Annotated in this window: 1 protein-coding gene; it reads right to left on the bottom strand. The window is 72.8% G+C overall.

What is annotated here, in order from left to right:
• Positions 1 to 148 precede the first annotated feature (148 nt).
• Positions 149 to 13,744, bottom strand: coding sequence for a filamentous haemagglutinin family protein (locus tag ASF45_RS22755; protein WP_056668330.1), 13,596 nt, complete (start codon positions 13,742 to 13,744; stop codon positions 149 to 151).
• Between the last annotated feature and the right edge of the window lie 173 nt (positions 13,745 to 13,917).

Below are 13,917 nucleotides of genomic sequence, written 5' to 3'. Positions count from 1 at the left end.
AGGCGCAGGCGCCCAGTTGTGGGGCTGACGGGTTGAGTGCTGGATCTGACATGCCTGGATGCGTTGGGCCGCGGCGGCGCGCGCGGCCCAGACTGTATGGCACAAGGCCGCCTGGCTCCCGCACGGCCCGCGTGCAGGAGCCCCTGCCTCATTCCCCGCGCTGCAACTGCGCGCGCTGGGCCGCCGTGAGGTGCCTGGCCTGGCCGGCATCGACGCTGGCGCCGACAGCCACCAGCTGCAGCGGGCTGGTGCGGTCGTACGACACCGCCCCCGGCGCCGGCCGTCCGGCCGGTGCCGCTGCGCCGCCGGCGGGTTGGTCGCCGAAGCCGATCACGCGCACCTGGAACACCGAGGGCAGCGCCTGACGCGCCGCCGCGCGTTCGCGCTGTACCACCTCCTGCGCCGCCACGCTGGCCTGCGAGGCCGCCGCGCTGGCGTTGGTCAGCGCCGCGACGTTCACCGCCGCGACGACCGGAATGCCCACGGCCTCGCCCTGCACGGCGATGTTCTCGGCGTTGAGCACCTGCATGGCGGCCAGGTTCACGTTGCCCGAGACCCGGATGCCGGCCTCGCCCGCGTCGATGGTGCCCAGCGGCGCGATCAGGTCGATGTCGCCCGGCGCGATCTCGGGCACCGGGTTCAGCGTGGCGATGCCGGCGCCGGTGTTGGGCGTGCTGGGCGACAGCGACACATTGCCCATGCTGTCGTAGACGCGCCGCTGCGGCGTGTAGACCACCGTGGTCTTGCTGCCGCGCCCGGCGTTGATGTCACCCGCGGCCGACCAGGCCAGGATGTTGCCGCCGAAGGTCGTGAAGATCCGGCTCTGGCCCATCAGGATGTCGCCCTGCGCGAAGATGCTGATGTCGCCCTCGCCCTGCGTCATCACACCCGAGCCGGGGCCCGGGTTGAAGCCGCCGTCGATGCCGACCAGCGTGCGCCCGCCCGGCACCATGATGCTGATGTCGCCACCGAAGTTGGTGTGGATGCCGGCGTCCAGCACGTCGTAGTACGAGACGTTGTACATCGGGCTGCCCAGCGCCTGCCACTGGGCCTTGGTCAGGTAGTCGCGGCCCACGGTCGGGCGTGCCACGGGCGGCTGGCCGTTGACGATGTCCGCGTTGAAGTACAGCGCGCTGCTGTACATCGTCAGGTCGCCTTCGTAGGCGATCTTCTTGCCATCGGCGTCCTGCTCGGGGAACAGCGTGGCGATGGCCTCGCGGCCGCGCAGGTAGCTGCCGAAGCGGCGGCCATCGGCGTCGTTGTATTCGCGGCCGGCGGCGCGCAGCTCGGCGTAATACACGTTGCGCAGGTAGGCCTGCTGCTGCGCCGGCGGCAGCGCGGCGAAGAACGCACGGGCGTCGTTGGCCGCCGGGTCGAACGTCAGACCCAGGCCATTGGGCTGCTCGCCGCCGAAGCGCTGCGTCAGCCAGTTCACCAGGTGCAGCTGGCCGGCCAGCCGGTACTCGCGCGCCAGCGAGCGGTTGGCCGCCGTGCGGCCCTCGGCCAGCGCGGCCTGGCGCACGGCGTCCAGTTCGCGCTGCTTGGCGGCCAGGAAGTCCGGCGCGCCGGCCTCGTCGCCGCTGTAGCCGAATTCGCGCCGCAGCCACTGCGCCTGCGTCAGCGCGCCGCTGTACACCTGCAGCACCTTGCCCGGCTGGTCGGCGAACGGCAGTTCCAGGTCGGCCTGGTTCTCCGGGTCGAGGTAGCGCGCGGCAAAGGCGTCCCAGCGCGCGCCCGGGCCCATGCCGGCCGAGACCGAGATGCCGGCGCCGCTGCTGCGGTCGCCCGGCCTCACGTTCACCACAGGACCCAGGCTCTTGAACTCGCCGTTGTCGGCCAGGTAGACATCGCGGCCGGCGCTGACATCCAGCAGGCCGGGGCCGACGATGTAGAAGCTGCTGTTGCGCAGGTCGCGCCCGGCCTGCACCACCGAGATGTCGTCGGCGAAGGCGTGCGCGACCAGGTTGCCGCGGGTGTTGCCGGTGGCCGACTTGGTGCCGGCCATGGTGTCCTCCTGGCCTAGCGGCGTGCCCGAATCGGTGATGTCGCGGCCGGCGCGGATCGCCACCGGCCCCGAGGCTTCGTAGCGCGAACCCGCGGCACCGGCCGGGAAGCCCAGCAGCACCTCCTGCCCCATGCGCAGGCCGACGATGTCGCCCTGCAGCGCGTAGTAGCGCGCCGGTGCCTGGCCCGGCACCGCATGGGCCGAGGTGGCGGCGGTGCCGAAGGTGAACAACGGCGCGGTGCTCGTGCGGCCGCCTTCCGACCCAGGCGTGTTCTCGTAGCCGCCGTGGATCCAGGTGTTCTGGTTCAGCGTCACGTCCGCCGCGTCGTAGACCAGCAGCGGCTCATTGCCGATGCGCCCGCCGCCGGTCTCGGCCATGACGCCGACGAAGCCTGGGCGCAGCGGGCTGGGCAGGCCCAGCGGGTCGGCCGTCGAGGTCGTCAGCATGAAGCCGCTGGCCTGGATGCTGCCATGCGCCAGCAGCTGCAGTTCGCCCTTGCCGGTGGCCTGGGTGAACTGTGCGCCCAGCGGCGACGGCGCCAGCGTCACGCCATCGCCGTAGCGCAAGGGCGTCTGTCCGTAGGAGTTCGTCAAGGCGCTGGCACTCTGGCCGTAGAACATGCTGCCGTTGGCCGCCACGGCGCGCAGGATGGAGGGGTAGAAGTAGCCGTCGCCGTTGCCGGACTGGTTGCGGCCTGGGCCGGCCCAGCGCACGTCTTCCTGGCCGCCGCCCTCGCTCCAGGCCGTGGTCGGCGTCAGGTTGCCGCCGGCGGCGAACAGGTCGATCGCGGTGGCAGGTGTCCACAGCGAGAACCAGCTCCAGCCATTGCCCGCGTAATGCTGGCCGTCGTAGGAGAACGGCGTGCCGTTCAGCAGCGCCGTGCGGCCGGGGTCGGCCACGCCGCCCAGCACCAGGTCGCCGCGGGTGTCGATGCGCACGCCGGAGTCGCCCAGCACCAGGATCGGCCCGCCGGTGGACAAGGCCCGGCCGGCCACGAACGGGTTGATGCTGCGGCTGTCCATCACGTCGCCCTGGCCGTAGCGCAACTGCACGCCGCCCACGGCACCGGCCTCGATCTGCGTGGCACCGCGCAGGTTGACGAAGGTGCTGTTCAGGTCATGGCTGTCCATGCGCAGTACGGGGTCGGGGTTCAGCGTGCCGCCCAGGCGCAGGTCCAGGTCGCCGCCGCCGGTCTGCACCAGCGTGCCCTGCGGCGTGACGCGGCCGCTGCTGGCCACCGCCAGGTGCAGCCCCTGGCTGCGCGGCGTGTGCACGGTGCCGCCCCAGGTCGTCGGCTGGCCGCGCGGGTCGGTGATGCCGGCGTTGCCGCCGGCCTGCACCGTGAGGTTGCCGCCGCCCAGCGTGCCGATGCCGGTGAAGCCGACCAGGAAAGGGTCGTTGCCGTACAGGTAGCTGCCGTAGGGGTCGGGCGCGCCGTTGGCCCCGCCGCCGACGTAGGTGCCGAAGTTGATCCACCAGGCCGTGGGCACGGCCGCGTCGTCGCTGGCGATGCTGCCCGAACCCTGGCGCCACAGCCAGCTGCCCACCGCCACGCTGGCGATCTGCTGGCGCGTGTTGCTGAAGGTGTAGCCAAAGTCGGTGCGGCTGTCGTTGTTGCCGACCAGGTCGCCCGTGATGTTGCCGCCGGCACGCACCAGCACGTTGCCGCCGGCCTCGGGGTACCAGGCCGCGTACAGGCTGTCGGCGCCGCCGTCGACCAGGCTCTCGAAACGCGCGCCCGCGGGCCGCAGCACCGTGCCGTCGAACAGCTGGCCGCGCGCCTGGTCGTAGGCCGGGCCCAGAGAGGCCGAGGCCGTGCCGGCGGTGTAGACGCCGAAGAGCGAACGCATGTCCACGTTGCCGCCGGCCACCAGGTCCAGGTCGCCGGTGCCGGTGCGCAGCACGCTGTAGAGCTGCTGGCGCGCCAGTCCCAGCGTGAACGTGCTGCTGACCGGGTCGATCACGGCGCCGAAACCGAACTGGTCCAGCTCCTCGACACGCGACACGATGTAGTTGTCGATCAGCACCTGGACGACGTCGGGCGTCAACATCTGCCCGGCCTCCAGCGTGACGCCGTACAGGCCGAGCAGCTCGATGAAGCCCGGGTCCACATCGGCCTTGATCTGGTAGACGGTCTGGACGTCCGCCCCCATGCCGAAGTGGGTGTCGGCCAGGCGCAGCGTGGCAGGCGCCTGCGCATGCGGCAGGGTCAGCCGGGTGTCGGCCGCGCCCAGGTCGGCGCCGGCCACCAGCCGCAGGTCCCAGGACTGCGTGCCCGCTGCCAGCATGGGCGCGATGGCCAGGTTGCGGCCCTGGTTGCCGTCGGCGTCGGCCGGGCGCAGGTTCACCATCTTGGCGCCGCCGGGCAGCACCACCTCGGTCTCCGACGGCACGATGGCCCCCTTGGCCAGCAGCAGGGGAGCCGACAGCGTCATCGCCACCGGCAGCGGCACGCCGGCCGGCCAGGCGGTGGCCGCCATCTGCGTGGCGACCGGCAGGCGGAAGCCTGCGCCCAACTGGGTGCCGGCCTCCAGCACCACGGGTTCGCGCAGCACGGTGCCGGCCGCATGCAGCACGGCGCCGTTGCCGTCGCGCACAGCGGCGCCCAGCACGGTGCCGGCCGGCAGGGCCAACGCCTGGGCCAGCGGCATGGCCACCGGCAAGGCGGTGCCGGCGGGCAGGTCCAGGCCGGCGACCGGCAGTGCGTAGTTCAGCGTGCGGCCGGCGGCGAAGGTGGTGCCGGCATCCAGCGTGGCCATGCCGCCGTGCGGGACCACCAGGTCGCCGCCGAAGGGCATGCGCCCGGCGGGCAGCACCCAGCCCTGGTCGTCCGCCGTCGCATTCAGGCGCGAGGTGTCGAAGCCGTCGCTGATGCTGCCGAACAGCACCAGGTCGCCGGCCGCGCGCAGCACCAGCGCGCCGGCCTCGCCCGAGCCGTAGACGCCGGTGCTGCGCTGGCTGGCAGGGTTGACGCTGGCGTAGCGGTGGCCCGACAGGTCGAGGTCGCCGTCCACATGCAGGCCGCCATCGGGATTGACCGCCGCATTGCTGGCGATCTCCACGCCGGGGCGCAGCCGGAACTGCGCGGTGTAGCCGCGCAGGCCCGCGAGCTTGCCCTCCATCAGCGCGCCGTTGCCCAGCGCGTTGCCGATGAAGGCGGCGCTGTCGGCATGCTTGGCGTCCAGGTAGGCCTGGTCGATGACCTGGTAGCTGCGGCCGTCCGCAGCGGCGTCGGTGCCCAGCGCGGCGTCGTCGTAGCGCTGGAAGGCGTTGACGGCGATCGACTTGGCGCCGGTGATGGCCACGGCGCCGCTGGCGTCGATGTCCACGTCGTTGCCGCGCCCGCCACCCAGGCGCGGCGCGTTCAGCGCCACGGTGCCGTAGGCGGTGCCGGCGCCGTCCACGCTGAGGTCCATGCGCGCGCCGCTGCCGAGGGTCAGCCGGCCGCGGCCCGAGTCGAGTTCGACCACGGCACGGTTGGGCGCTTCGATCGGCTGGCCGTAGCTGTCCTTGCGCAGCACGCTGGCGCTGGCGTCCAGCACCGCGCCCGCGCCCAGCGTCAGGCCATCGCTGGCGGCCAGCCGGATGCTGCCGGCCTGCGCGCCGCTGGCGTCCACCGTGCCGTTCACCGTCAGGCTGCCGTTGTCGACCGAGACATTGATCTCGCGCGCCTTCAGCTCGCTGCCGATGACCAGGTCGCCCTGCTTCAACTGGAAGCTGCGCCCGCCGAACACCTTGCCCTCGGTCAGCCGTGCGTTGAGGCCGGCGAAGTCATCGATCTGCTGGGCGCGCACGTCCACGTACCCAGCCGCGAACGGCACCAGCGTGCCGCCGGCATCGAACTGGCCGCTGCTGCCGCCAGCGATGGCACCGGCCAGCGCGACCGTGCCCTGCGACGCCAGCGCCGTCAGGCGGCCGGCGCGGTTGTTCTCGGCCGACAGGTCGATCCGGCCGCCGGCCTGCTGCACGACGCTGCCGCCACGGCTGTCCAGCACCAGCTCACCGCCCCAGCTGTACTTGCGCACGTCGAAGAAATCGATCTTGCGGCCGGCCAGGTCGAGCTGGGCACCCGCTGCGAGCTGCACGTCGTCCTGCGCCGTGAGCGTGAGCTTGCCGCTGGGCAGCAGCACGGCGGTGTCCAGCGCCAGGCCGCGCCCGGCGTCCAGCGCCAGCTCGGCCCCCAGCGCATCGGCCAGCGCGGCGGCGCCGGGCTGCGGCGCGGTGGCGCCCTGCACACCGGTCACCGCGATGCTGCCGCCAGCGCTGATCCTGTTCACCGAGCCGGCGCGGCCGGTCAGCAGCGGGGTCGTGATGTTCAGGTCGCCGCCGCTGTAGCGCCAGGCCCGGGCCGCATCGTCCCAGCCATCCTGCGATTGGTGCACCGCCAGCGTGCCCAGGTGGTTGGCCGTGATGCGCTCGCTGGCGTTCAGGTCGACGGTGGCGAAGCCCAGGGCCATGCGGTCGTGCGTGGCCACGTTGTTCGGCTGGCTCTTGTCGCCATAGCCGAACTCGATCTGGCGCGCATCGACGACCAGGCGGCCGCGGCCGGTGCCGGCGCCGCCGGCGATGACATCGCCGGCCGGCGTCGTCGCGCCGTTCCAGACCAGGGTGTCGGTGGCGATGCGGGCCACGTCGCTGCTGTCGCCATAGCCGTAGAAGGCCGGCGTGGACAGCACCAGCTGCTTGAGCGAGGACTTGCCGCTGGCGTCCAGCGTGGACAGGTCCACGCTGCCGTAGAAGTTGACGGCATCGCGGGCGCTCAGCACCAGGTTCTCCAGCGCCGGTGCACCGGTGCTGGTGTCGCCGCGCAGCAGGCGGTCGAGCACGCCCTGGTTCAGCGTCAGGCCGGCCGGCACCACGCCGTCGGCACCGGCCCGGGCCAGCGCGTCGGCACTGCCGACGTTGATCGCAGCCATGGCCAGCGTGAGGTTGCGCGTGCCGTAGCGCACCGCATCGTCGAGCAGGAAGGCCTTGTTGGTCGCCGCGGTGATCGTGCCTTCGGAAAACAGGCGGGTCTCGCCGCTGCAGCTGGCATCGGCGGCACAGGTGCCGATGTGCAGGTAGCCCGCGCCCTTCGTGCCCCAGCTCTCGTCGTTGCCCGAGGGCATGATGTCCAGCCAGCCGTTGCTGAGCGCCAGCACGGCGGTGGCCCCCGGCACGAGCACGAAGCCTTCGGCCGAATCCCAGGGCGCCTTGCCCTTGCCCAGCGTGTTGATGCCGGCGCCCTGCTCCACGATCAGCCCCTGCTCGCGGTTGCTGACCACCAGGACCACCTGCGCAGCCTCCAGCGTGGCGCCCGAGCGCACGATGATCTCGTCGGCGCTGCCCGAGCCCAGGGTGACCTGCCAGGCGTTCTTGGCCGAGGTGTAGCCGTCCGAGGAGAACTGCGAGCCCGGCGTGCCGCCGATGCTGATGCCGGCCGCACCCAGGTTGTTCAGCATGCCGGCATGGACCGACACGCCTTCGAAGCCCTCGGTTGCGGCCGCGCCGTCGGCCAGGATCTCGATGCGCTGGCCGCCCAGTACCACGGTGCCGCCACGGCCGCCTTCGGCCGGTTTGAAGTTGGCCACGCCCGGGGCCACCTCGAGCTGCTCGTTGACCATGATGGACAGCTGGCGCGCATCGCGTTCGAGTTGCGGGCGCGGCACGCCTTCACGCGCGGCCCAGTCCAGGCCGAACTGCGCGTAGCTGGTCTCGTTGTACTGCGCGTAGCGGCGCACCGTGTCGGCCGGGGTCACCACCGCCTGCAGGGTCTGCGGGTCGGCGATGTCGGTGCGGGCGATGCCCGTGCGCGCGGCCGTGCTGTAGGAGCCGTTGCGCATCTGCGTGGTCTCGCCGAACGCGGCGCCACCGGCCGCCAGGCCATTCAGCTCGACCCGGAAGGCGCCGGGCAGCAGCGCATAGGTGGACGGCAGCAGCGTGTAGGTGCCGGCCGGCAGGCCGGGCACACCGGTGCCGACCGTGATCTGCCGGCCGACCACCGGATCGCCCGCGCCGTTCTCGGCGGCCACCGGCGCGGCCGCCTGCTGCACGCCGGGCACGATGGCATAGACCGGGTTGGTGGCCAAGCCCGGCAGCACGAAACCGCCGCCGCCAGCCGCCATCTGCACCAGCGGGTTCAAGCGGACATCGGTCGAGCCGCCGCGGCCGGGCAGGAAGCCGGCGCCGGTCAGCGTGCCGCCGCCGGACAGGTCGAGCTGCGCACCCGCTTGCACCTGGACTGCGTCGGCGGTCAGCGAGACCTGGCCAGCCGCGCCGCCCAGGCCGTGGTACATGACGTCCCGGCCGTTGTAGTTGTAGGTCAGGCCGTCGACGGTGCCGCCGTACGGCATGGCCAGGCCGGCCGCGCTGGCCGAGGTGATGCTGCCCGGGCGCAGCACGATCCGGCTGGGCTCCTGGCCGTTGACCGGGCTGGCCAGGCCGAAGCCCAGCGTCACGCTGCCCAGGGGCGCGCGCAACACGCCGCCCTGGTCGATGTCGGCCGCGTACAGCGACAGCGCGCCGAAGGCCGAATACGGCACGGCCGGCATGGCACCGCTGCCGATGCGTTCCACGCGCAGCGTGCGCTCGGGGTCGTAGGCGACCGCGTAGTTGCCGTACAGGTCCTGCACCTGGTGGCGCCCGGCGATCACCTCGGCGCGCGCGCCGGTGGCGGGGTAGATCTGGCTGGCGGCCAGCACCAGGTCGCCCTCGGTGACGAGCTGGGTGCGGTCGCTGACGGTGTGCAGCAGGAAACGCAGGTCGCCCTGGCTGCGCAGCTCCACCTGCTCGAAGCCCTTGCGCGACACCAGGCTGGCGTCGCTGGTCTGCGCCAGGCCGTAGGCGCCGAACTCCACCTTGTTCAGCACGTCGAGCACGCCGGCTTCGATCAGCAGCTGGGTGTTCTCCAGCACGTCGACCCGGCCTTGCGTGCCCCAGGCCGTGGCGGCGAGGTACGGCATGACGTGGTTGTCGCGGCCGATCCGCGCGGTGCCCGCCAGCCGCACGTGCGGCGCGGACAGGCGCGCCCGGTCGCCCTCTCCGGCGTCCGCCGCCTGGGCGATGGAACGCGAGGCCAGGTGCAGGCTCTGGCCCAGCGTCAGGTCGACACCGGCGCCCAGCGTCAGCATGCCGTTGGACAGCAGCGAAAGCTTGTCGAAGCCGCCGGCCTCGATGCGGTCCACACCGATGCGGGCATGGCCGTAGACCAGGGCCGGGTCGGCCTGACCGGGCCGCAGATCGGCCGGCAGCGCCTCCGGCTGCTGCTGTTGCACCAGCTGCAGATCGCGCAGCACGCGCACCCGGTCAGCGGCGCTGGCCGTAGGGTAGTTCGGCGCCTCCAGCGCCAGCGACAGCGTACCGCCGGCAGCGCCCGCGGCGCCGGCCGCAGCGCGCAGGTCGCCGTCCAGGTACAGGCCGTTGAAGCTGGCCAGGTGGACCAGGCCGCCGTCGCCGCCGACCTGCGTCGCACCCAGGCCCGGCAGGTCCAGCGTGGCCGACGCGCCCGAGGCATCCAGCAGCGCGCCGGGGCGGATGATGAGGAAGCTGTCCATCGCCGCGGCGATGGTGGCGTGGTCGCGGTAGGCGCCGCCGATCTCGATGCGCCCGCCGTCCTGCACCAGGCCGTAGCGCCGGCCCTGCGCATCGAGCGCCGTGTGCGCCACGCCGGAGACGTCGAGCACGGCACGCTCGCCGATCCAGACCGAGCCGTCGTGCCCCTGGGCGTTGGCGGCGTCGACGCTGGCGTCCTGGCCCAGGCCGCCGATCGCGATGCGGCCGCCTGCGGCCTGCAGCGTGCCGTCGATGTTGGCCTGGCCGCTGCCGCGCACCGTGATCGAGCGGCCCGGATCAACCTGCACGCGCGCGGTCTCGGCCACGGACAGCGTGGGCCCGGTGCGCGCGCCCAGGTTGCGGCTGGACGCGGTGCTCAGCAGCAGATCGGCGCCGCCGCGTTGGGTCAGCCGGCCGGCGGCCGCGTCTTCGGTGAACAGAGGCGCCAGCTGCGGCGCCAGGACCGACATCGGATCGCCCCCGGTGGCCAGGCCGCGCAACAGCGCGGGCTCGGCCTGCAGCACCGGCATGGCCACCTGCAGGTCGGCACCGCCGGCCACCGCCAGGCCGCCGCCGCCGACCACCTCGTAGCGCGAGAAACCCTGCTGGAACTGCGCTGCGTCCAGGTGCAGCGTCGGCAGGACGGCCACCGCTTGCGGCAGGCGCGATCCGGCGACGATGCGGCTGCCGGCCGCATAGGTCAGGTCGCTGGCCGCGACCGTGCCGGCCTTGTGCACGCCGGCCGTGGGCGCGATGGGCATGCCGTTGGGGAACACATCCGCACTCACCACATAGCCGGTCGGGAAGTTGGCCGGCGACATGATGTTGGTGATCACGCTGCCGGCGGGCACCGTCGGCGGCGTGGTCCAGCTGTAGCCGTCGACAGAGAGCCACTGGCCGCTGGACAGCACCAGGATGTAGCTCTGGTTCTGGTCGGTCGGCTTGGGCGGCGTCCAGGCCGCGCCCACCGTGATCCAGCTGGACGGGTCGCCAACGACGACCTGCGGTGCCCCGCCCAGCGCCTCGCCGGCTGCGGCATGGGTGCGGGTGAAGTGGTAGTCCGCCGGCAGCACGGCACCGGCGGCGATCGTGAACGGCGCGTCGGTGACGAGGTCGACCAGCGAGGCCTGGCCGGCGGCCAGCGTGCCGTCGCTGCCGGCCACCTGGCCGCCGAGCACGACCGCATTGCCGGTCTGCAGGTGCAGCGTGCCGCCGCCCTTGACGCCGTGGCCGCGCAGTTCGCCGTCCAGCTGCAGGCGGCCGGCGCTGCTGCCTTGCAGCGGGTAGGCATCGGCGACCAGCGTGATGTTGCCGCCCTTGCCGCCGGCCAGGCTGTCGTCGGCGCGCAGGGTCGCGCCCGAGGAGGTGTCCAGCAACGCGCCTGCGCCGACCACCACGTCGCCGCTGCTGCACAGCGTGATGCTGCCGCCGTCGACGTAAGGCAGGCCGCCGATGGCGGCGGCGTCGGTCTGCAGGTTGTTCCAGATCCCGCGCGCATCCAGCGTGACGCCGGCGCCGACCTGGGTGCCGGCCACAACGTCGGCCAGCGGCGTCGCCACCAGCGTGCTCTGGCCCCACCCCTGGCTGGCGGAGATGTAGCGCTCGACCACGTCGCCCAGCGCGATGCGGCCGCCGCGCGCCGTGAGGTCGGCGCGCACGTCCACCTGCGTGGCGTGCAGCACGATCTCGCCGCCCGGCGCCACGGCCAGGGCCTGGTCCACCGCCACGCTGCCGGTGGCGTAGGCACGCAGCGCGCCGAGTTCCAGGCCGCCCAGCCACTGCGCATCCAGCGCGATGCGGCTGGGCTGGGCGGTCGCGTCGTCCTGCTGCGGCGGCGTGGGCACGCTGCCGGCCGCGCCGATGGTGATCTGCTCGGCCACCGCACCGGGGGTGTAGCGCAGGTCGCGCGTGGTGGCGTCGTAGACCGGCGTGTAGTTGCCGATCACGAGTTCGCCGTTGCGCGCCGCGGCGGTCTGGGCCTGGCGGTAGCCGTCGAGGCCGGCCTCGCGCGCACCGTTCTGGCGCTCGCCCTGGAAGCTGGCGGTCTCGATGTCGCCCTGCAGTGTGGCGGCCCGGGTGGCCACCACCATGCGCCCGCCGTCACGGCCTACGGTGTAGCCGTTCTCCAGCCGCTGCGGCGCGGCGATCAAGGGGTTGCGGAAGTGCTCGGTGGCGGTACTGCCCCAGCGCGCATGCACCGACGCGAAGCCTTGGTACAGCCCGGTGTACAGCAGGTCGCCCGGTGCGTTGGAGGCGTTGTAGAGCTGGCCGTCCACGCCCTGGAGCCAGGTCTGGTGGATCTGCCCGGTCTGCACGTCCAGCGTGCCGCCGGACAGGTTGATGGACGAGCCCTGGCGCGTGACCAGGTTGGCGCCGCTGAACTGCACGGTGCCGCCCTGCGCCGACCATTCGCCGATGCCGTGGCCGGTGATGCCCAGGTAGCCGCCGACCTCGAGCAGGCCGCCCGCGGTGTACCAGCGGTCGGTCTCCGCGCCGTTGGTGCCGGCCGGCACCAGCACCAGATCGCGCCGGTCCAGCCAGATGTTGTTGTTGCGCAGCTGGTCGCCGTCGCGGTTCACGGGTGCGTCGCGCTGCTCGAAGCCCTGCACGTTGACCTGCACGTTGTTGGCGTCCATCGCGATCTTGACGCCAACGTAGCCGGCCACGTCGATGCGCGCATCGGCGTGCACGGCGCTGGTGCCGGCCGCGTCCACGAGCACCTGGCCGCTGGTGGCCAGCGTCAGGCTGTTGCCCATGAAGTCGACGCCGCCCGCGCTCGTGATCTGCACCAGCGACTGGTCGCGCCGGTGGTAGGTGCCGGCGTCGGCCTTGTCGCTGTCCTGGACCAGGGTCTCGCGCTGCACGTCCAGTGCGGTGGAGGCGCTGGCGTCCAGCACGATGGCGGTGGTGCTGCCGCCTTCCAGCGTGACGCGGGCGTCCGCGCCGCTGGCCTGCAGGTGCACGGTGCCGCGCGTGTGCACGCTGGTGGTGGCCTGCAGCACACCGGCCTGGCGCACGTCGTGGCCGGCCAGCGTGATGTCGCCGGTGCCGGCCTGCACCAGGCCGGTGTTGCGCACGAGGCCGGCCTCGCTGTCCTGCACGCGCAATGTGCCGACGATGTTGCCGCGCGTGGTGGAGGTGGTGTTCTCCTCCGTGCCCATGCCCTTGCGGATGGTGAAGGCGTCGCCGGCCGCCAGCATGGCCTGCCCGTTGGGCGTGGCGATCTCGCCGGCGTTGTGCACCTGGCCGCCCAGCAGCATCACGTAGCCGCCGCCTTCGGTCACGCTGGCGGGTGCGTGGGTCTGCAGCTTGGCGCCTTCCTTGACGATGACCTGGCCCTCGGCCGCGGCGTGGCTGAAGCCGGTGGCGGTGGTGGACAGCTCGTTGGCGAAGGTGGGGATGCGGCCCTGCCCCTGGGCGTCGCCGTACAGGCCCTTGTTGAACTGCGCGTCGCTGAGGCCGACGGCCGCGGCGGCCAGGTTGCGCGTGTTGACCTGGCTGCTGCCGTCGAACACGATGCCGTTGCGGTTGACCACCATGACCGTGCCGGCCGCCTCGATCCGGCCCTGGATCTGCGAGGGCCGCGCCAGCGGGTCGTTGACGCGGTTCAGCACGGCATCGCCAGCCTGCTGCTCGAACTTGACGGTGGTCTGGCGCCCGACGTTGAAGGTCTCCCAGTTCAGGATGGCCTTGCTGTCGGTCTGCTCGATGCGCACCGTGGTGCGGCCATCGGCCACGCTCTGCGTCGGGCCCTTGGCGCCGATCCAGCCGGCCGTGAGGCTGTTGGTGTCGACCTTGAGGCCGCCTTCGGCCAGGCCATCGGCGACGGTGCCGGCCGCGGCCTGTGCAGCGGCGCGCGCCGCCAGCTGGGCCGACTGGCGTGCAGCGATGGCCTGGGCGGCCTGACTCAGGTTGGCGATGGAGGTCTGCAGCTTGTCGCGCGCGGCCTGCGACTGGCGCTCCTGCGCTCCGGGCTGCGGCAGGAGCGCCCCACCCGGCTGTGCGCCCGGCGTGGCGGCCTGGCCCTGGGCCGCGCCCTTGGCCGCGAACCACGAAGGGCCGAAGACCTTCTGCGCGTGCGCCTGCCCCAGCAGGCCGCCGGTCGCCAGCGCGATGCCCAGCGCGCGAGCCAGCGGCGCGAGCCGGAATGCGCGCCTGCGTGCGACAGGGGAAAGAGGACGTCGGAGGGTGCGCGCGCGAGCTGTCATGGGCTGTCCGTCAAAGGTTGAAACTGGGCTGGGTCTCCGCGGCCTGCGCCGCGATGGCGGCACGGCCCGGGAGCCTCGTCAGCACTTCAACGAACGGCCTCGCGCAAAACCGCAAGCCTTGCGCAAAGGCCTGTGCGGGCGCTCCGGCGTCACCGCAACGACACGAAAAACGG

The sequence above is a fragment of the Pseudorhodoferax sp. Leaf265 genome (genome assembly GCF_001422365.1).
Lineage (GTDB): Bacteria > Pseudomonadota > Gammaproteobacteria > Burkholderiales > Burkholderiaceae_C > Pseudorhodoferax.
Note: the sequence above shows the minus strand (reverse complement) of the source record. Positions and strands in the feature narration are given on the sequence as shown.

Coding starts and splice junctions, on each gene's coding strand:
- ASF45_RS22755 (WP_056668330.1), bottom strand. CDS start 13,744: ATGACAGCTCGCGCGCGCACCCTCCGACGTCCTCTTTCCCCTGTCGCA.